Here is a 19,522-nt window from a genome sequence, read left to right as displayed (position 1 = left end):
GACGGAACCTATCAGTTTTGTGTATCTAGATTACATATGAAAATAATCCACCATAGGTAGATTAAGTTAAATTTTTCAAATTTCAAATAGTATTTTCTGACAGATAAAGGAAGTAATCAAGAAGATTCTAAGACTGGTGCTGATAGGCAGAGTTGAACTGCCGACCTCACCCTTACCAAGGGTGCGCTCTACCAACTGAGCTATATCAGCAACACCAGAAACTGGAGCGGGCAGCGGGAATCGAACCCGCATCATCAGCTTGGAAGGCTGAGGTAATAGCCATTATACGATGCCCGCGTTAGCAATCTGTTCTTAAACTACCTCTAACCGTCAAGAATAAAGTGGTGGAGGGAGCTGGATTCGAACCAGCGAAGGCTGAGCCGTCAGATTTACAGTCTGATCCCTTTGGCCGCTCGGGAACCCCTCCACGATAATTCTTTACTAAACACTTTCGGTAAAAGGAAAGTGGTGCCGACTAACCGAGTCGAACGGTTGACCTACTGATTACAAGTCAGTTGCTCTACCAGCTGAGCTAAGTCGGCACTGCTTTAGTACGGGGCGAGATATTAGAGGAAGCTTGGTGGTGATGCAACAAGAAAATTAAAAAAAATGTGATTTTATGTGCCAAATGCTCACAAATCAGGCAAAACCACCTGTTTTTGTTAATTTTTGCTCAATTCATACCAGTAATTGAGCCCCTTCATCACTAATTGCGGATCATAAATCGCGTCTAAAAATTGCGCTTTCAATAATGCACCATAGCCACCAGCAAAAATTAGTTGAGGTTTTTTATTGGTTAAATGTAATTTTGCTTGTTCAACAGCTCCTAAGGTTGCCACTAGCGCGCCATTTTTTAAACCATTAGGTGTGTTTACACCCAGCTCATTCGCAAAAGGCGTGTTGGCATCATCAAAAACACGCTGCGTATTCTGTGTTAATGAGCGTGTCATGAGATCAAGGCCAGGTAATATCCAGCCCCCCAAATGTTGTCCTTGTGCTGTAAGTACATCAATTGTTGTGGCAGTGCCTGTGTCTATCACGATGCAATCTTGTTGCGGCCATAATTGAAAGGCAGCAATTAAACCAAGCCAGCGATCAATACCTAAATTACTAAATTGCTGATACGCACAGCGAAGGCTACTCAATTGTTTAGTCACTTTCGCTTCAAAACATGGCACCTGAAATGCCGATGCCTGTGCTAATAGTCCATTGAGTTGCTCATTTTTACCGACACATGCATAAACCAGCTCGTTAATTTGCCGCCAAGGTAGCGCACTAACATCACACGGCTTGATTTCGCCTTGCTGGCATAGCGCTGCTTTAAGTGCTGTATTGCCTACATCGATTAGTAATCTCATTGAACAGCCTTGCGCAGTGAAATTTCACCACCGTAATAGCTTTTAACCTCACCATCTTGGCGAATACGAATAGCACCTTGCGGATCTATGCCTTCACAGATACCACGCCAGCTTCTATGCCCAGTATTTAACTCCACACACTGCCCTGCAAAGGCGTTGAGTTCGTTCCACTGCAAGTACATGCCGTGCAAGCCAGTTTGACTATACTGCGCTAAACGTTGCTCAAGGTGATATGTTAAATGTGCCACCAGCTGATTTTTATCAATCTGTTGGCTATGCTGACTCAAATCAGTCCATGCTTGGTCGATTTGCAGGCTGTAGCTTGCGGGCATTTGCAAATTAATACCAATACCTATTACGAGATGGCATGGCCCTTGCGGTTGACCATCCAATTCAACCAAAACACCTGCGAGCTTTTCTTTATTAAGATAAATATCGTTTGGCCACTTAAGTTCAATATCTAACTGATACAGAACTTTTAAGGTATCGTAAACAGCTAAACCTACCGCGATAGACATACCCATTGCGGCTTGCAGCCCGTCATCTAAGCGCCAATAATAACTGTAATACAAGTTCGCACCAAACGGAGACTGCCAAACACGTCCGCGCCGTCCACGCCCTGCGTGCTGCATTTCGGCCACAATCACAGTTCCCGACTCTAGCGTTTGTTTAGCTGCTATGCGGCGCATTAACTCACTGTTAGTCGAGTCAATAATTGGCTGGACCTCCACTTGCGCGATATGCCCCCCTAAGCTTTGGTAATGCTGTTGTATCTTAGTCTGCTCTAATAAGCCCACATTATTATTTAAGCTGTAGCCTTTACCGCTGACTTTAAAAATGTCTAACCCCATAGCTTGTAAGCTTTGAATATGCTTACTCACTGCTGCGCGGCTAATACCCAATTGATCCCCCAGCAATTGCCCTGAGATAAAGCCACCTTGATTAAGTGCATTTAAAATAGCCAGCTTATTGCCATCTGGTGCTTTCATTATCTGTCCTCCAGACCAATATGACATTCATCAAAGGCTGCCATTAACCGTACTTCATGCTGTAATTCTATGTGATAACGGTGCCAAATTTGTTGCTGGATATGGGTGATCATGGCAATAAGGTCATCACCATTACTATTACCATGATTTACCAGCACCAGTGCTTGTTGTTGGTGTACTTCGATACCAGCAATACGATGCCCTTTAAGCCCCGCCTGCTCAATCAACCAACCAGCTGCCACTTTGTGGTGTTGCTCATCATAAACATAATGCGGTAATTGCGGATGCGCCTGTAACAAGGTCTGTAACTGCTGATTAGTTATGATTGGGTTTTTAAAAAAACTTCCAGCATTCGCAAGCACATAAGGATTGGGTAGCTTACTGTTACGGGTTTTAATCACTTGCTCAAAAACAGTTTGCGGGGTTACCTGTTCGAGTTGCTGCAAAGGGCCATAACTTAGCTCTGGCTGCCACTGTTTTGGTAACGCCAATGCCACCGTGGTGATCACCGCTTTATTTTTTAATGAGTGCTTAAAGATTGAATCACGATAACCAAACTGACACTGTTGCTTGTTTAAGCGTTTTATTTGCTTAGTCGCAATATCAAAATATTCGACATATTCAATAAATTTCGCCAACTCAACACCATATGCTCCAATATTTTGTACTGGGGCTGCGCCCACGGTGCCAGGGATCAACGCTAAATTTTCAAGCCCAGGCATAGCCTGCGCTAAACTATCACTAACAAGTTGATGCCAGTTTTCGCCGGCAGCAATCTCTAATAAATAGTCATCTTTACGCTCAGTGGTATTAACACCACAGGTCGCCATTTTGATCACTGTGCCTTGATAAGCACTTAAAAAAATGGTGTTGCTGCCTTCACCTAAAATACAAAAAGGGCAAGCAAACGTTAGCTGCTGCAATTGCGCTAAGTCAGTAATTTCGATTAATTGCGAGCACTGACTCGCTAAAGAAAAGGTATGGAAAGATTGCAGGGACTGAGCCACAAAATGCCTCAAAGGTTAATTGTCACTAATCGCACTAGTGTAACTCTTAGTCGCAAATGTTGCACTAGATTGTAAAAAATGCTCAAACAAGAATCGCAATCATGATATAAAACATGCACTTTTTATTCGTGTTCAGGGTATTTATGAAAATCAAACCTCTCTTTTTAAGCCTCGCTATGGCTGGAATGTGCTCTCAAGCAATGGCCAGTGCCATTGATCAAAACTCATATGCCAATCTCGATGACGTAATCACTACGCATTTGAACCTTGATTTAGATGTCGACTTTGCTGACAAACAATTAGAAGGTTTTGTTGAACACACGCTAGAATGGCAAAACACCACTAGCAAAACCTTAGTGCTTGATACTCGCGATTTAGACATCGATAAAGTTATGTATCAAAGCCAAGATGGCAACTGGCACAAAGCTCATTTCACTCTTGCTAAGCGCGATGATGTGAAAGGCTCTAAGCTTAGTATTGTGTTTAAAAGCCAAGCGCCTAAAGTACGTATTTATTATAACAGCCGCCCTGAAGCATCAGGTTTACAGTGGTTAACTCCTGAGCAAACTGCCAGTAAAACGCACCCATTTATGTACAGCCAATCGCAGGCAATCCATGCCCGTAGTTGGATCCCTGTACAAGATACACCGGCAATGCGTGTAACTTACTCAGCGCGTATCCATACGCCTGAAGATATTCGTGCGGTGATGAGCGCCGATAATAAAGATGCGCTCTATAAAGATGGTGACTACCACTTTGATATGCCACAAGCTATCTCTCCATACTTAATTGCCATTGGTGCAGGTAACTTAGAATTTAAAGCCATGTCTCAGCAAACCGGTATTTTTGCTGAACCAACTATCTTAGATGCATCCGTTGCCGAGTTTAATGACACGCAAGCGATGATCGATAAAACCAATGCGATGTATGGCGAATATGCATGGGGTCGATATGATTTACTAATGCTACCGCCAAGCTTTCCATTTGGTGGCATGGAAAATCCACGCCTTTCATTTATCACACCAACGGTTGTTGCGGGTGATAAAAGCTTAGTAAACCTGATTGCTCACGAGCTTGCTCATTCTTGGTCTGGCAACTTAGTGACCAATGCCACATGGGAAGACTTATGGTTAAACGAAGGCTTTACCTCATACGTTGAAAACCGCATTATGGAAGAAGTATTTGGTCGTGACCGTGCAGTTATGGAACAAGCACTTGATGCTGCAGGTCTACGTGCACAACTTAAAACCATTGATGCACCAGACACGCGCCTCAACTTAAAACTCAATGGACGTGATCCCGATGATGCTTTCAGCTCAGTGCCTTATACCAAAGGTCAACTATTCTTAATTTACCTTGAAAACCAATACGGCCGCGATAAATTTGATTCATTTGTAAAAGCTTATTTTGAAGAATTTTCATTCAAATCATTAACAACCGCTGAGTTTGTTACGTATTTAAAAGCTAACTTAATTGAAAAGTACCCAGGCGTTGTCAGCATGGATAAAGTTAATGAGTGGATTTTTCAGCCAGGTTTACCGAGTGATGCGCCAAACCCAACTTCTGATGCGTTTGATAAAGTAGATACCGCTTCTACCTCATGGTTAAAAGGTGAAACCACTGCCGCACAGCTTCCTACCACAAATTGGACTGTGCATGAGTGGCTACACTTTTTAAATAACTTACCACGTGATTTAAGCCTAGACAAAATGGCGATGCTAGATAGCGAGTTCAACCTTACACAATCAACTAACGCAGAGCGTGCTTTTGCTTGGTTTATGCTTGCGGTTGGCAATGGCTATCAACCTATCTATCCAGCACTTGATAAACACTTATCGGGTATTGGCCGTCGCAAGTTAATCGTGCCGCTATACAAAGCTCTGATTACTAATGGTAAACGTGAATGGGCACATGACGTATACCTAAAAGCGCGCCCAGGTTACCACCCACTTGCGCAAGGTACTATTGACGACTTGTTTGCTAAGTAATAACTAAATAACTCAAAATTAAAAAAGGGCGATTAATTCGCCCTTTTTGCTACCTCATTTAATAAATGCGCTTTATTTTTTAGTGACTTTATTAATAAAAGCTTGCTGCTCTTGGGCACTGGCTTGTTGCCACCAAAAATCTAACATGGCGGCAGCACTAGGCGCATTACCTGCATTAGGTGCTGGGCGAGAGACAGGAGCTTGTAAATTAGCAGCCATCGGTGCAGTTCTGGTTGTTGATGCTGCTGTTGGCGCTACTTGCACTGTCGCAACTTGAGAGCTAGCACGACTTGTCAAATCAGGCTCAGCCATAATAGCTAGTGGCGTGCTTAATGACGCTCCTTTTGCTTGTAAGCTCACTTGCGGTGCTTCTGCAAAAACTTCTGCTGCTACTGCATTATCAGCACGGTTAAACACCACATCATAATCTGTATTGGCAGCAATGGTCATCGTCACCCAAAATGGTTCTGAGTCGATAACTTGATGCTCATCGTAACCTTGCTCGTAAAGATCGGTGTATTTAAGTTTGACCTGATATACGCCAGGAATTAATTCGACTTCATCAACACGATTGAAAAATGAATGTTCAATTTTCTTATCGCCCACTTGTAATGGGACTATTTCTTCAGGAAAATTAATGGTTTCGGCCACGCTGGTCGCACTCAAAAGTAATGACATAATACCGCTTAATAATACATATTTACGCATAATAGCTCCTTGTTGTTTGATTTCAGTTTGACACTGCCGGCAAAGTTTGTCATTAGTGACTTTAGTACAACCGACAAAGAGCCCTTGGAATGAGCCAAAAAACTATTTTTACTAAAATTATTAACCGTGAAATCCCAGCTGATATCATCTACGAAGATGAACTTGCCTTAGTATTTAAAGATATCAACCCACAAGCCCCTTTTCACGCACTGATTATCCCAAAAAAAGCAATTGCAACGATCAATGATATTACCGAACTAGATGCGCCCATTATTGGCCACCTGTATGTGGTTGCTGCGAAAATAGCCAAACAACAAGGCTTTGCAGAAGATGGTTTTCGCGTGGTAATGAATTGCAATGAGCATGGCGGGCAAACTGTTTATCATATCCATTTACATATGCTAGCTGGTAAAGCAATGGGATGGCCGCCTTACCAAGATAAGACTAAAGGTTTAATTTAAACTGATTTACTGTAAATGTTTGTAAAAAAGATTAACGTTGAAAATAAATATCATTTACTAATAATTTCAACTTGTTATAAATTTTTTCAAATATTTTCTTTGTAAAAAGCACGAAAAACATTATAAAACTATGCATATCTTACCCCCAAGCAATAAATTTCTAATACGAAAGGAGCGGATTGCATGTTAGGATTGATTGGTCAACTTTATTCAAGAGTATATAAGTATGAGTAGTACAGCCTTTTTGTTACTAGATCTAGAGCCAATTAATACAATTGGTATTAATGTATTAGAGCCTTTATTAAAAACCCAAGGGCTCAATGTTACTACCGGAACAAACATATCTGACGTTCCTGAAGGAACACGTTTATTGTTTATCGAAACATCAAGCCAAGACGCTTGGGGGAAATTGAAAGAGCAATTAGTCAACCTACGTATTAAGTGCGATATCGTGCTATTCAACTTAGACGAAAATCCGGAGCTTGCTAATCGTGCATTATTAAGCGGCATTCGTGGTGTTTTTTATACTACCGACAACGCTGATGTGCTAATGAAAGGCATTCGTTTATTACTGGAAGACCAGCTCTGGTATCGTCGTGATATCATGTGTAACGCGTTAAACCGTATGCTGCAATTTAATAAAGACGCATTACATAAACTTACTGATGGTGATATTGAACCAGTAAAATTAACTAAGCGTGAAAAAGCAATTATCTCTTTAATGAGTAACGGTTCTAAAAATAAAGAAATAGCTGAAGCGTTAAGTATTAGTCCACACACTGTAAAAACTCATTTATACAGCGCATTTAGAAAAACAAAATGCCGTAACCGTATTGAATTACTATCGTGGGCACAACAAAACATTCCTGACGAAATTCGTTAGCCTAGCAACTCTTATTTTAATATTAAAAACAGGACTTTGTGCCTGTTTTTTTGTTTATTCAAGCGCACGATATTTGCTAACAAACGCAATTGCCATTATTCTAATCTCGTCACCTTGATCTGCTTGGAATATGAATGCTCGACTCCCTCACCCTCTACTCCGCTAGCGCTGCCATGATGATCGTCATGGCATTGCTCAATCTTTTAACTTGGCGCGCTAACAAACACACCCCAGGCACAGTACTGTATATATTTTATCCTTTAGTGCTATTTCTTGCCTTGATGAGCTTTGCCTTACATGGTCATTTCGATAGCATCGCCACTATTGTACTTGCAAATAGTTTATGGTTTAGTGCATCCATCATCCATGCGTTAGCAATCAGCCAATTTTTAGGTTATCGCGACAAAGAGTTTCGGTTTTTTATATTAGCAACCTTGTTCTGCGGAGCATTGCTAATGTACTTTACGGTAATTGACTCTAACCTACGTAATCGTATGCTGGCCTCTGATTTACAGCATATAAACGAAGCATTTTTCTTACTTTATTTATTTATTCGCTTTGCGCGCAAACCTTACCCTAACGGTAGCATGGTCTATATTTTGATCCTTACGATTATCAGCTGTATTTATACTGGCCGAGTTTTTTTTATGGAAGGCGTGAACAATCTGACTCTGTTAAAAGAAAACTGGTTTAGCGTTACCTTGCTGGTCAATAGCGTGATCGCTCCCATGTTTTATACCACCGGCATGGCGTTACTGTGTAATGAGCGCAGAGAGCAAAACCTCAACCAACTAACGAGCAAAGCACAAAAAGATTTAGAAATTCGCGGACTATTCTTATCAACTATTAGCCATGAAATTCGCACTCCTCTCAATGGTATTTTAGGCAGCGCACAACTAATTTTGAATCAATCAACCGATCCCCGTGATAAACCTTACTGCGAAGCCATTATAAACTCAGCCGAATCACTTAACTTGCTAGTTGATAAAGTACTTGATTACGCCAGCCTCGACCAACACAACGAAGCACTCTATGAAGAAGACGTAGAATTTAAAACCTGGTTGCATAACTTATGTTTATTACTTAGCCCACTAGCTGAGCAAAAGCGCTTAAAGTTTGAGTTAATATACAATCTTCCTGAGCAAGCTTGTTACTACTGCGACCAACAAAAACTTCGGCAAATCATCATTAACCTCGTTGGTAATGCGATTAAATTTACCGACAAAGGTGAAGTTAAAATTCGCGTAGAGTTATTAGAGGAGCGCCAACTTGAACATCATATTCGTATTAGCGTAATTGACTCGGGGCCTGGCATTGAAGATGATGAAATAGAATACCTTACAGAGCCATACGTACAAAGTAGCGCAGGTAAAGAAAAGGGCGGAACAGGCTTAGGCCTTGCTATCACCAGCCGCCTACTAGCCAAACTGGGCTCCCAACTTGATATTACCAGTGAGTTAGATAAAGGCAGTTCGTTTAGCTTTAATATCACGCTTGTGCTTGGCGAACTCAGCCTTGTAGAACAGCGCCATCAATCAAAAGATTATTTAACTGGATTAGATGTATTACTGGTCGAGGATTTAGATTTAAATCAAAAAATAGCCATAGAATTTATGGCCGATGACGAACATAAAATCAAGCTCGCCCGTGATGGTAAAAGCGCTATCGAACTAATGCAAACCTACCATTTTGATGTTGTACTACTCGATATGAACTTACCGGACTTTACTGGTCAAGAGGTGCTCAAAACCCTCAAAGGTATGGAACATAAAAATCAACGTACCCCTGTATTGGCCTTTACTGCCAGTTTAAGTCCTGACGAAATAAAAGAATATTTTACTTTAGGGATCAAAGACATTGTTGGTAAACCTATAAAACAACAAAAGCTACGCCAAGCATTGAGTGACTCACAAAACAGCCAAGCCCCAAGTGCTGCGGTAGAACTCAGTGACATTTTGTATGATGACACCGCCGCCGAAACATTAAAAAGTTCTTTTAATGAAGACGAAATATCTTCTATATACAACGAGTTTGTGTTGTCTGCTCGTAACAAACTGATCCGTGCTCAGCAATTATTAAACGACGATAAAGAACAATGTATAAAGCTACTGCATCGCCAAGCAAGCACCGCTTTACAGCTCGGTTTTAACCGCTACGGTATAGAGTTAAAAAAAATAGAACGACGCTTACTCGACAACAAACCGCTTAAAGAATCACTCACCGACGCACTAGTGCTGTGGCAAAATAGCCTTGAGCAGTATTTGAAGTTCGTCAGAGAGCAGATGAGTTAGCGAGAGTAAAATTCAAGCTAACGAGCAGTCTACAAGGTACTAATCAAATCGCGCGACTTCCTCAAATGTAAGTCCGCTAAAGCCATGAGCTTGCAGAGCACAGTATAGGCTCAATGCAATATTCTTATCATTTGCACGAGAGTCAAATACATAAGTACTTTCAAATCGATCTTCTGGGATCTTAAATATACAACTACTTTTAGGTAGTTTATCACTTTTAAAGACTGCTGTTTGCAATCCAATATTTAACCCTGGCAGCATGAATGTACTGGCCTCAAGATCCAACATTCCTTCTTCTTTTCTTGTAACATTATAATAATACCAATTATCTTCTCCAACATAAAAAGGTAATAATTCTCCAGATGCTTCTAGGAGTTCAGCTAATTCGTTTGCAGCAGTATCTCGGATGGCAAGACCTAATAAGTTAATTGCCGTAAAATCGCCTAATGGTGTGTCTTTGTCTTTATTGTAATGAGCACTAAAATTTAATAGAGTAGATTCTTTAGAGCGACAATCAGGTCTCCACAGCTCAGGCTCACATAATGCTTCACTGTCAGGAAAGATAACTCTATAACGATTAACATCTGGTGTGATTCTATAAATGACTTTACTCATTAGTATCCATAAACTCCATTCTGTAACGATGTAGCAATCGCTTGTAAAATTAATGCACACTCACTTCGGGTGTTTGCCAATGCTAGTTGGTTTGTTATGTTTAGATAATATAGCTCAGTGTGGATCTTGGCGTGATTAGAGGCATCTGGCATGGCTGGGTGCGGTATATAATTTCCATTCTTTGGCAAATAAACACCATTAGCGGGATCATCTATGCGAATTTTAAACTTTGCCAATATTTTCCTAGCAGCTTTAGCTAGTTCATGAGTTCCTGATACTATAGCGTGAGTCGCTGTATTAGGCGGTTTTTTCCCAGCTCCAGTGGCCGACATATAACGCGTCATTCTTTGCGGTCGGTGCTTTTCTTCTAACAGTTGTTCTAAAGTAGCTTTTTCTGCTGAAGCCGCATATCTTGAGTACGCCATTAAACCAAATTTAACACTACGCATAGCAATCTTATTATAAAGACGCGCGGCATGCTGAGCCACCTCAATCCCCGTAAGCTGTCGTTCAGTCTCTTTTATAGTTTACCCTAATTCCTCAGATATAAGCTTTTCTGAGTCACTAAACTTATAAATTGCCCCTGACTCTCTAATTGTCTGTCGCAATCCGCGTAATAGCTCAGCAGGCTCAACTTGCATAGCCTGCATTACAACCCTATCTGGGTTCATATAATTTCCTTATTTATTAATCCCTATCTAATTAATCTACTTTAACTTACTTTTAGCTCAAATAAAATCTTTGCTACACATAGTACTCTTAAATTCTGATGATTTTAGTTGAACACAAATTACAAAGACTATGTATTGTACCTCGCTACTTTCTACCATATTGATCGTCAAAGCGCTCTATATCCGCTTCATCTAGAATACGGCCAGTTTGTACTTCAATAACAATCAACGGCTCAGTTTGACTGTTGGCCAAACTATGGATTTGGTTTGGTGCTATATAACACGACTGATCGGCTGTTAAAGTCTGTGTATTACCAGCGATACAAATTTCTGCCACGCCTGATACTACCACCCAATGCTCGGCACGATGTTGATGACGTTGCGTCGAGAGCTTGCCCTTGCTATTAACGATAATTTTTTTAACTTTAAAACCAGCTCCTTCTACTAACACCCGATAGCTACCCCAAGGCCGATACATAGCTTGATGATGCAATAACTTATCGCCTTGCTGAGCAGCCACTAGTTTTAATAATTCAGGCAGTTGATCTAGCTGATTTTTATCTGCCACTAATGTAGCATCATGAGTGTGAATAACAGCTAAGTCTTTAATTCCTAAAGTGGCAATCGTATGGCCACTTTCGCTCTTGAGTAAGTTATTCGCACTATTTAATAGCACGGTATCAGCACTTAGGTTATTGCCTTGCTCGTCTTTCTCAATACTTTGCCATAGCGCATTAAAACCGCCGACATCATTCCAATTCAGCGCTAACGGCAGTACCGCTATGTTCGCGCTGCGCTCTAAAATAGCGTAGTCGATAGAATCACTGGGACAATTTTTTAAGGCATTGTTGTCGGCACGCGTAAAACCTAAATCGCCGCTAAAATTGGCGGCTTGTGCAATGCAATTGGCAATTTTGGGGGCAAAGCGTTGCAGCTCTGCAAGGTATGCCCTCGGGGTAAATAAAAACATCCCGCTGTTCCAGCTATATGCCCCACTGGCGAGATATTGCTGTGCCAACAATAAGCTGGGCTTTTCTTTAAATTCATCAACTTCATAACAGTTTGAGGCTGCTATTTTAGCCCCTCTTTTGATATAACCGTAACCGCAATGGGCCGAGTCTGGCTCAATCGCAAAGGTAATTAATTTGCCCTGTTGCGCCAAGCTTATCGCATCAGGAAGTTGCTCTATTAACAACTCAAAGTTATCAATATGATGATCGGCTGGCATCACTAATAAAGGTTTATCAAGCCCTTGCTGTAATGCATATTGTGCTGCCAATGCGATGGCGGGAGCAGTATTTTTGCCATCAGGCTCTAACAGTAACACCATGGTTGCAGCGTCAATTTGCTGGCATTGGCTGCTGACAATAAAGCGATGCTGCTCATTACAAACCAAGATCGGATCGGTAAAACATGAGTCAGAGACCCTCTTTAAGGTGCTTTGCAATAATGACTCATCTCCCAGTAGAGGTAAAAACTGTTTTGGCATAGCTTGGCGCGATAATGGCCATAACCGCGAACCGATACCACCGGCCAATACAACTGGAATAATGGAGTTTTTCATAGCAAACACACTTAAATTTGAATGCCCGTAGTTTAACAGAGTATAGCGAGTGCATTACAGCAACTAAAAAATCTATTTTTCGTTATCGACTCGCTTTTAATTCAAGCTGTTCTACACTAAATCTTAATTACTGTATTAGGTTTACAGCTTTGCTTTGATAAGGATGTTTTTATGGTTAGCCAAACCAGTTCATTCGGAGATTTTGTACGTAATATCGGCTTGACTAAAAAGCTTGTTATTGCCTTTTTGCTCGTTGCATTAATTCCCTTGGCGATTGCCATCAGTCTTGCGCTATATAACTCGGCGACAGCTTTAAATAAACAAACTTACGCTCAACTTGAAGCGGTTAGTGAAATTAAAAAAAGCGCCATTGAAAGGCATTTTGCCGATATACATGCGCAATTATTATTTCTAGCACAAAACCCTTTGCTCCACACCGCGGCTGATGAACTTAGCCGTGCATTTAAAGAGCCCTATACAACCGCCCTCGACAGCACCGCAGAGCAACAGCTGGCAGATTACTATCACAACAGCTTTAATACTAAATACCGGCTTCAAAACGAAAATAAATTGCCAACTGCTGAGCTGCTTTCTACACTTTCACCCACAGCTAAATATTGGCAATCACAATACCTAGCAGATAATCCATATCCACTTGGCGAGAAAGCAAAGTTAGTACAAGCAAGTGCTGATAATAACTACAATTTACTACACAACAAATACCATAGTTTTTTACTAAATTTTGCGCAAAAATTTGATTTTTATGATGTCTTTATCATCGACAATCGCAGTGCTGAAGTGATTTACTCTGTTTACAAAGAAGTTGACTTTGCCACCTCTTTACTTGATGGACCTTATGCTAATAGCAACCTAGCATTGGCATTTAAACAAGCAAAAATGATCAATGAAGATGAAATTACCTTTGTAGATTATCAGCAATATTTGCCATCTTATAATGCACCAGCTAGTTTTATCGCCACCCCGATTTATAACCAAGGCGTACATACTAGCACCTTGGTTTTTCAACTATCCATTGATGCCCTGAATGTCATTATGACTGAGCGGGCAGGCTTAGGTTCAAGTGGCGAAACATATTTAGTCGGACCTGATTTTTTAATGCGTTCTGATTCCTTTCTCGATCCCGAAAACCATTCGGTCGTAAATTCTTTTCGCTACCCAAGCATAGGTAAAGTAAAAACGCTGGCAACTGAGCTTGCTAAGCAAGGAAAAAAAGGTCAGCAAGTAATCACCGATTATAGTGGTTCCTTAGTACTGTCGTCTTATCAACCCGTTAACGTATTAGGCATACACTGGTCGTTACTGGCTGAAATAGATAAAAACGAAGCTTTTGCCACGGTCAGTCATTTAACGACGATTCTCGTTAGCACCTTAATCATATCGATTATTGCCATCACTCTAGTCGCGATTTGGTTTGCTCGTTCACTCACCCGCCCAGTGCAATTACTGGTCGACACAATGCGTCACGTTGAACAAAAAGGTGATTTTTCGGTACGAACGCCAGTGCTTTCGAATGATGAAATAGGCTCATCGGCAAGTGCTTTTAATTGCCTGCTTGATGCGCTGCAAAGCTCTATTTCCCAAACCAATACGGTTATGAATAAAATGGCCGCAGGTGAATTTAACCACCGAATTAGTGCGCCCTGCAAAGGCGAATTAGATTCCTTAAAACAGGCCACAAATAATTGCGCAGACTCGCTAGAGCAAGCAATGAGTGAACTAAATCATATTATAGATGAAATGAGCCAAGGAAATTTTAATAGCCAAATAAAGACTCCAATGCAGGGACAGCTGGCCACCTTAAAACAAAATATAAATGGCTCACTGCAATCGCTAAATAGCACCATTACTGAAATTGTCGGGGTGATGGGCCATATTGAACATGGTGATTTTAAACAACAAGTCACAGTAGCCGCCCAAGGTTCTTTGGCTCAATTAAAAAACAGTGTGAATAATTCAGTGCACAGTTTAGCCGGAGCGGTAAGTGATATCAGCCGCGTAATGAGCGCACTACACGATGGAGATTTTTCACAACATCTTGAGCAACCTCTGCAAGGTCAGCTAGCTACTCTTAAAAATGATATCAATGCTAGCGTCGATAATCTCGCGTTAATCATTAAAAATATTAACGATGTTATGGCGGCTGTAAATGCAGGCAACTTTAAACAACAAGTAAATTGCAGTGCCAATGGCCAATTATCAACTTTAAAGCACAATATTAATAACTCAATTATGGGTTTAGACACTGCTGTGAGTGAAATATCAAATGTTATGCTGGCGATCAGTAAAGGTAACTTCGAACAGACAATCGATAGCGACATGGATGGCCAACTCAATGTACTTAAAAATGATGTAAATAGCTCGATTAGTAATTTAAGTATTGTTATTGCTGAGCTTGCACGCGTTATGGCAGCTATGCGTAGCGGTGATTTTAATCAACAACTAGAAACAAACATGCAAGGGCAATTAGCGCAACTGCAAAATGATGTGAACAGTTCTTTGACCATCACCGCAGATGCAATCGCTGAAGTAACTAAGGTATTAAGCGGACTTGCCCAAGGCAATTTAAATCAACAAGTGCAGCAGGATTACCAAGGTGTATTTGCTACACTAAAAGCAGATGTAAATCAAACAATTGAAAAGCTTACCAGCGTTATTAGCAGCATCCAAGAGTCAGCTTCAAGAGTATCACAAAGCGCCGCAGAGATAGCTGAGAGTAACACCGAAATAAGTCAACGCACAGAGGAGCAAGCAGCTAATCTAGAAGAAGCCAGTGCCAGCAGCAGTAACATGCTAGATGAAATAGCCGCGATTGCCAAACAAGCAAGTGAAGCTGTTAAGCTTGCAGAAAATGCCCAAGTGACAGCGACTGAAGGCGGGGAGTTATCAACCCAGACAGTCGATGCCATTATTGAGGTCAACAATTCAAGTAAAGATATTAATGAAATTGTCTCTGTGATTGACGAAATCGCATTTCAAACTAATTTATTAGCCCTTAACGCTGCAGTAGAAGCAGCCAGAGCTGGTGAGCATGGTCGCGGGTTTGCGGTCGTTGCCAATGAGGTTAGAGAATTAGCTGGACGCAGCGCAACGTCGGCGAAACAAATTAAAACTATAATAAGCAATAGTAACCAAAAAATTAGTCATGGAACCGCATTGGCTAACTCATCAGGTGAGAAACTAAAGCAAATTGTCAGTGCTGTGGCAGACGTAAACCATATAATAGTGTCTATCAACAGCTCTTCAATTACTCAACAGCAAGCAATTAAAGAGGTAGATATTGTTGTACAACGTCTAACGACCTTGATCCAAGAAAACTCAGCAATGACTGAGGAAACAATGGCTGCAGCTAAACAAATGGCTGATCAAGCAAACACTATGCGTCACTTACTCGGGTATTTTTCACTGCAAAAGGCGCAATTATAAGGTGAATAGATTCACTGATAAAATCGCAACAATTAATTGGCGATTCAAATTAACAACCTTGCTAAACTAGCTACACTGACTATTTTAATGCGAGTTTAGGGATTAAATAAGTGTACTTGCGGCAACTGCAGTTAATAATCGTGTATACCATAGCAATGCTGATACCACCAACAGCAATGGCTACGGCTGTTTACCAATGCACGGTTGATAGTGTGGCCACATTTAGTCAACTACCTTGTGGTAAAGATGCTAAAGAAATCAAAATTCCACTAACTAATGTGACCCAAACAGCTAATACGCAACAGAGCAAAGACATCATGGAGTCTGTAGATAATTATATAACGATTCAAAAAGTTGATCGTGAAATTGCACTTTATCAACGAGAAATCAAGCAACTGCAAAATACGCTTGCAGAACAAAAAACCAAAATAAATTATATGACACAAGACTCTGCAAATAAAATGGGAGCAAACTCAATTGCTGATGCAATAGCACAACGTACAGCACACGCTGAGCAACGCATTGAGTCAAAAATAAAGCAGTATCAGCAGCAAATTGATGCGTTAAATGCGTTTAAAGCGCAACTAAGCCAATAAATTTAGCTTAGGGTTTGTTTAACCACTTTTATTAGCTGTGCTATATCACTAGTGTTGTTATAAATATGCGGCGAAACTCGCACCCCATATGCTCGCGCATCGACACTTATGTTCGCCTGAGACAGCGCGCTTAATAGCCCAGACTGTTGCTCGCCAAAATTTAAAATAGCTGTCCCGCTGCATTTTTCTGGTGTTGTTGGTGACACCAAATATGGCCTAAACTCTGCATTTAATTGTTCAAGTAGCGCCAAGTTATGCGCTCGCACTGTTGCAACACCCAATTTAGCAAAGTAACCAATGCTATGTCCTGCGAGTACAAATGGCGCAATCGATGGAGTGCCCCCCCAAAAACGCAGTGCGCTATCATGATAAGCAAAGTGATGAATATCAAACTCAAATGGATTTTGATGTGAAAACCACCCCACATCTTGTGGTTCGCACATATTTAATTGCGCTTGGCTAACCCATAAATACGCCGCACCGGGACCTGAGCATAACCACTTAACACTAGAACCAATCATAAAATCAGCACCAACTTGGCTTAAATCTAACGGTAATACACCAGCTGACTGGGCCACATCAACAAGACTCAAACAGCCTGCGTGCTTACACAGTTGCGTAATTTCAGCTATGGGCGCTTGCTGGCCAGTATTTGAATAAGCGTGACTGATAAATACTAAATCAATATCGGTTTGAATATATTGTTGCCATTGCACGCTATCTGTTAAATCTACGTGTTCAGGAATAAACTTTATTTCAGCGCTACTAGCCAGCGCTTTTTGCATTGCAAACCCCATGCTAGGAAAGTCACTTTGCGCCATCAACACCTTACAATTAGCTTGCTGTAAGCGAGGATGCGACATAACTAACTTTGTTAAAGCGCTCGATAAATTTACTTGTGGGCAAAATTGCCTGCTCGGTGAATTAAACAATGCACTGAGCGCCTGAGTAAAGCGATCTATGGCTGGCAGCCACTGCTGCCATGGCTCTTTATTACTCGCTTGCCAAGGAGCAAAAAAATGCTGGTTAAAATCATCTTGGCTACTTTTCAGTGCACGGCCAACAGAGTGATTTAGTAAGTAACAGCCTGCCGCAAGATTAAAGTCATTTTTGTACATATTAATTACTCACCCATTGCTTTAATTGTGCTAAATCATCATAACGAGTTCTTATATCATCACGCTTTGCTGCTGCTCGACGATCTCTTAATTGTTCAAGAGAATCCAATAGCAGATGCAATGGCGGACCGCTGGCTGTCACTTTATTCATATGTTGCTGTTGCATGTGTTGAGCTGGCTGGGCTATAAACTTACTAACCAATTGATTATGATGGCCTATTGCAGTATCGCCATGCAGCTTACATACTTGTATAAACAACTTGGCATTGGTTTTAAACCACGGGCTATGGCGGGTATCTCCTGCCGCTAAAAAATCATCCATTATGCTTGGCATACGCATAGACTCTCGCAGGATTTGCTGATCTTCTGGCATCATATATAAAAATTTATCCACCAGCATTTGTGAGTAACTCGGTTCGTTGGCAAAGCATAAACCTAACAGCATATCTATAACGTTAATCCCAGCAAAATCTCCCGCATTGGCGCCACGGTAAATCTCTTTGCCAACCCGATACGGTTTATAATAGGGGCGTACACAGAAAAAGAATCGCTCGGTGTCTAACTGATTATATAAAGCCGTATTCGATTCGATCACATCGACCAACGCCTGCTTGGCAACTTTAAGTAACTCACCACATAGCGGATGCGAAATCCCTAAGGGCTGAATTTTTAATAATGCATCAGCTGCTCGCTTATAAGCTAAAATCCCTTTGGTATTGTAATCTAAGAATAATTTTTCATCAGGCAAATCAGTAAAGCGCTTATAAAGGCCATTAACCGCCTTATTGTGGGTGGTTAGATGTGCGGTCGCAAAGCGCGGGGTAACCCCAATTGATGCACCAATATGCATGGCCAGTGCCGAAGCCTCGACTAAAGGCGAAGTTGTTTCGCGCGATGGTTCAGTGATCTCATGGCGTCGACAAGCCGCCATAAATAATCCTACATTGCCAAGTAAATCAAACGCACGATCAAATCCTTCATCAGTATTACCTTCTGCTAGTAACTTACGAATGTGCGCATTACCCTCAGTTTCTAACTGATGCTTAAATTGCTCCCCGACAAACTCCACACTGGCTTTATCTTCTTGTTGCCAATAGGTAGCCTCTAGCTGACTATTAATTTCGACAAAGCGGGTTCTGAGCCACTCATCAAATGCCTGAGTATTATTACTCACAAGTATTACTCCATAGCGAATTTCATTGCATTTAGATTAACAGATCACATAGAGCACAAATCAGCAAAACTACTAATAAAAACTCACACAATTAGTGATATTCACTCTATAATTACTATTAAATGAAATTTATTGTCACAGTTATGAGTTTAGATAAAAAAGATCAACAATTACTAACATTGTTACAAAGCAATGCGCGCACCTCTGTATCTGAACTTGCAACAACTGTAAGTTTATCGGATACCCCTTGCTTAAGGCGTATAAAAAAACTTGAAGCAAGCAAAGTGATCAGTGGCTATCACGCAGCCCTAAACCCGCGTGCACTCGGGTTAAATGTACTGGTCTATGCGTTTGTGCGGTTGAGCCAAAATTCCGCCAGTGCTGCCAATATGTTTGAAGAACACGTGGAAAAACTCAATCATGTACTGGAGTGCTCTGTCATATCAGGAAGCTATGATTACTTATTGAAGATTATTGCTACCGATTTAGAAAGCTACGAAAGTTTTGTTAAATATAAGCTTGGGAGTATTGATTGTATTGCTAACATTGAGTCTACAGTAGTTTTAAAGCAAACATTTAGCAAAAAGCAGCTACCACTTTAAAAAATAATACTATTTAGTGCCTATTCGCTATACTAAAATATCACTATAAAAAT

Annotated in this window: 17 protein-coding genes and 4 tRNA genes; 7 read left to right on the top strand and 14 right to left on the bottom strand. The window is 41.0% G+C overall.

All coding sequences use genetic code 11. The annotated features are described in order from the left end of the window. Nucleotides 1-134 precede the first annotated feature (134 nt). The 7 genes from J7338_RS19420 to murB form a co-directional block, all read right to left on the bottom strand. A tRNA-Thr gene (locus J7338_RS19420) sits at nt 135-210 on the bottom strand. Between the two features lie 12 nt (nt 211-222). Beyond that, nucleotides 223-297: transfer RNA gene (locus J7338_RS19415), tRNA-Gly, on the bottom strand. Between the two features lie 45 nt (nt 298-342). Continuing rightward, nucleotides 343-427 (bottom strand) — tRNA-Tyr (locus tag J7338_RS19410). Between the two features lie 39 nt (nt 428-466). Then, nucleotides 467-542 (bottom strand) — tRNA-Thr (locus J7338_RS19405). 120 nt (nt 543-662) lie between these two features. Then, nucleotides 663-1,358, bottom strand: a complete 696-nt coding sequence (locus J7338_RS19400) for a type III pantothenate kinase (RefSeq protein WP_210798619.1) — start codon at nt 1,356-1,358, stop codon at nt 663-665. After that, nucleotides 1,355-2,347 carry a bifunctional biotin--[acetyl-CoA-carboxylase] ligase/biotin operon repressor BirA gene (birA, locus tag J7338_RS19395; protein ID WP_210798618.1) on the bottom strand — a complete coding sequence of 331 codons (993 nt, stop codon included), beginning with the start codon at nt 2,345-2,347 and terminating at the stop codon, nt 1,355-1,357. Before birA ends, J7338_RS19400 begins: the two co-directional genes overlap by 4 nt. Then, a complete protein-coding gene (gene murB, locus J7338_RS19390) occupies nt 2,347-3,354 on the bottom strand; it encodes a UDP-N-acetylmuramate dehydrogenase (protein WP_210798617.1) in 1,008 nt (335 codons plus the stop codon). The genes birA and murB overlap by 1 nt, the downstream gene beginning before the upstream one ends. A 143-nt stretch (nt 3,355-3,497) precedes the next feature. On the opposite strand from murB, the gene J7338_RS19385 reads away from it, so the two are divergent. Further along, nucleotides 3,498-5,342: a M1 family metallopeptidase gene (locus J7338_RS19385; protein WP_210798616.1), complete on the top strand. Its 1,845-nt coding sequence runs from the start codon at nt 3,498-3,500 to the stop codon at nt 5,340-5,342. 72 nt (nt 5,343-5,414) lie between these two features. Here the strand turns inward: J7338_RS19385 and J7338_RS19380 are convergent, their stop codons facing one another. Further along, nucleotides 5,415-6,050: a DUF2057 family protein gene (locus J7338_RS19380; protein WP_210798615.1), complete on the bottom strand. Its 636-nt coding sequence runs from the start codon at nt 6,048-6,050 to the stop codon at nt 5,415-5,417. 89 nt (nt 6,051-6,139) lie between these two features. Here J7338_RS19380 and J7338_RS19375 point away from each other — a divergent pair, with 89 nt between their 5' ends. The 3 genes from J7338_RS19375 (at nt 6,140) to J7338_RS19365 (ending at nt 9,685) form a co-directional block, all read left to right on the top strand. Continuing rightward, nucleotides 6,140-6,511 (top strand): histidine triad nucleotide-binding protein, encoded by a 372-nt coding sequence (locus J7338_RS19375; protein WP_210798614.1) that lies wholly within the window; start codon nt 6,140-6,142, stop codon nt 6,509-6,511. A gap of 226 nt (nt 6,512-6,737) precedes the next feature. Beyond that, nucleotides 6,738-7,394 (top strand): helix-turn-helix transcriptional regulator, encoded by a 657-nt coding sequence (locus J7338_RS19370; protein WP_210798613.1) that lies wholly within the window; start codon nt 6,738-6,740, stop codon nt 7,392-7,394. Nucleotides 7,395-7,528: 134 nt separating this feature from the next. Then, complete coding sequence (locus J7338_RS19365) at nt 7,529-9,685, top strand: ATP-binding protein (protein ID WP_210798612.1); 2,157 nt, start codon at nt 7,529-7,531, stop codon at nt 9,683-9,685. A gap of 39 nt (nt 9,686-9,724) precedes the next feature. On the opposite strand, the gene J7338_RS19360 is transcribed toward J7338_RS19365, so the two are convergent. From J7338_RS19360 to J7338_RS19345, 4 genes are all read right to left on the bottom strand, one after another. Further along, complete coding sequence (locus J7338_RS19360; protein WP_210798611.1) at nt 9,725-10,300, bottom strand: hypothetical protein; 576 nt, start codon at nt 10,298-10,300, stop codon at nt 9,725-9,727. Beyond that, nucleotides 10,300-10,749 carry an AHH domain-containing protein gene (locus J7338_RS19355; RefSeq protein WP_210798610.1) on the bottom strand — a complete coding sequence of 150 codons (450 nt, stop codon included), beginning with the start codon at nt 10,747-10,749 and terminating at the stop codon, nt 10,300-10,302. Before J7338_RS19355 ends, J7338_RS19360 begins: the two co-directional genes overlap by 1 nt. Before the next feature lie 78 nt (nt 10,750-10,827). Further along, nucleotides 10,828-10,971, bottom strand: a complete 144-nt coding sequence (locus J7338_RS19350) for a hypothetical protein (protein ID WP_210798609.1) — start codon at nt 10,969-10,971, stop codon at nt 10,828-10,830. Between the two features lie 145 nt (nt 10,972-11,116). Next, a complete protein-coding gene (locus J7338_RS19345) occupies nt 11,117-12,535 on the bottom strand; it encodes a mannose-1-phosphate guanylyltransferase/mannose-6-phosphate isomerase (protein ID WP_210798608.1) in 1,419 nt (472 codons plus the stop codon). Nucleotides 12,536-12,706: 171 nt separating this feature from the next. Between J7338_RS19345 and J7338_RS19340 the strand changes: the two genes are divergently transcribed. Together J7338_RS19340 and J7338_RS19335 are read left to right on the top strand one after the other, a co-directional pair. Further along, the gene (locus J7338_RS19340) at nt 12,707-15,979 is read left to right on the top strand and encodes a methyl-accepting chemotaxis protein (protein ID WP_210798607.1); all 3,273 of its coding nucleotides are present in this window, start codon (nt 12,707-12,709) and stop codon (nt 15,977-15,979) included. A 140-nt stretch (nt 15,980-16,119) separates the two neighbouring features. Continuing rightward, nucleotides 16,120-16,575 (top strand): RNA-binding protein, encoded by a 456-nt coding sequence (locus tag J7338_RS19335; protein WP_275074511.1) that lies wholly within the window; start codon nt 16,120-16,122, stop codon nt 16,573-16,575. Between the two features lie 2 nt (nt 16,576-16,577). On the opposite strand, the gene J7338_RS19330 is transcribed toward J7338_RS19335, so the two are convergent. Beyond that, nucleotides 16,578-17,693: an aminotransferase class V-fold PLP-dependent enzyme gene (locus tag J7338_RS19330; protein ID WP_210798606.1), complete on the bottom strand. Its 1,116-nt coding sequence runs from the start codon at nt 17,691-17,693 to the stop codon at nt 16,578-16,580. 1 nt (nt 17,694) lies between these two features. Next, on the bottom strand, nt 17,695-18,867 hold the full coding sequence (locus J7338_RS19325) for a PrnB family protein (RefSeq protein WP_210798605.1): 1,173 nt from the start codon (nt 18,865-18,867) through the stop codon (nt 17,695-17,697). Between the two features lie 122 nt (nt 18,868-18,989). On the opposite strand from J7338_RS19325, the gene J7338_RS19320 reads away from it, so the two are divergent. Further along, the gene (locus tag J7338_RS19320; protein ID WP_228733037.1) at nt 18,990-19,469 is read left to right on the top strand and encodes an Lrp/AsnC family transcriptional regulator; all 480 of its coding nucleotides are present in this window, start codon (nt 18,990-18,992) and stop codon (nt 19,467-19,469) included. Nucleotides 19,470-19,522 lie beyond the last annotated feature (53 nt).

The organism is Pseudoalteromonas ostreae, assembly GCF_018069805.1.
Lineage (GTDB): Bacteria > Pseudomonadota > Gammaproteobacteria > Enterobacterales > Alteromonadaceae > Pseudoalteromonas > Pseudoalteromonas ostreae.
Note: the sequence above shows the minus strand (reverse complement) of the source record. Positions and strands in the feature narration are given on the sequence as shown.

Excerpts from the sequence above, each read along its gene's own strand:
- J7338_RS19400 (WP_210798619.1), bottom strand. The coding sequence starts at position 1,358 with ATGAGATTACTAATCGATGTAGGCAATACAGCACTTAAAGCAGCGCTA.
- birA (WP_210798618.1), bottom strand. The coding sequence starts at position 2,347 with ATGAAAGCACCAGATGGCAATAAGCTGGCTATTTTAAATGCACTTAAT.
- J7338_RS19385 (WP_210798616.1), top strand. The coding sequence starts at position 3,498 with ATGAAAATCAAACCTCTCTTTTTAAGCCTCGCTATGGCTGGAATGTGC.
- J7338_RS19380 (WP_210798615.1), bottom strand. The coding sequence starts at position 6,050 with ATGCGTAAATATGTATTATTAAGCGGTATTATGTCATTACTTTTGAGT.
- J7338_RS19375 (WP_210798614.1), top strand. The coding sequence starts at position 6,140 with ATGAGCCAAAAAACTATTTTTACTAAAATTATTAACCGTGAAATCCCA.
- J7338_RS19370 (WP_210798613.1), top strand. The coding sequence starts at position 6,738 with ATGAGTAGTACAGCCTTTTTGTTACTAGATCTAGAGCCAATTAATACA.
- J7338_RS19365 (WP_210798612.1), top strand. The coding sequence starts at position 7,529 with ATGCTCGACTCCCTCACCCTCTACTCCGCTAGCGCTGCCATGATGATC.
- J7338_RS19360 (WP_210798611.1), bottom strand. The coding sequence starts at position 10,300 with ATGAGTAAAGTCATTTATAGAATCACACCAGATGTTAATCGTTATAGA.
- J7338_RS19355 (WP_210798610.1), bottom strand. The coding sequence starts at position 10,749 with ATGCGTAGTGTTAAATTTGGTTTAATGGCGTACTCAAGATATGCGGCT.
- J7338_RS19350 (WP_210798609.1), bottom strand. The coding sequence starts at position 10,971 with ATGAACCCAGATAGGGTTGTAATGCAGGCTATGCAAGTTGAGCCTGCT.
- J7338_RS19345 (WP_210798608.1), bottom strand. The coding sequence starts at position 12,535 with ATGAAAAACTCCATTATTCCAGTTGTATTGGCCGGTGGTATCGGTTCG.
- J7338_RS19340 (WP_210798607.1), top strand. The coding sequence starts at position 12,707 with ATGGTTAGCCAAACCAGTTCATTCGGAGATTTTGTACGTAATATCGGC.
- J7338_RS19330 (WP_210798606.1), bottom strand. The coding sequence starts at position 17,693 with ATGTACAAAAATGACTTTAATCTTGCGGCAGGCTGTTACTTACTAAAT.
- J7338_RS19320 (WP_228733037.1), top strand. The coding sequence starts at position 18,990 with ATGAAATTTATTGTCACAGTTATGAGTTTAGATAAAAAAGATCAACAA.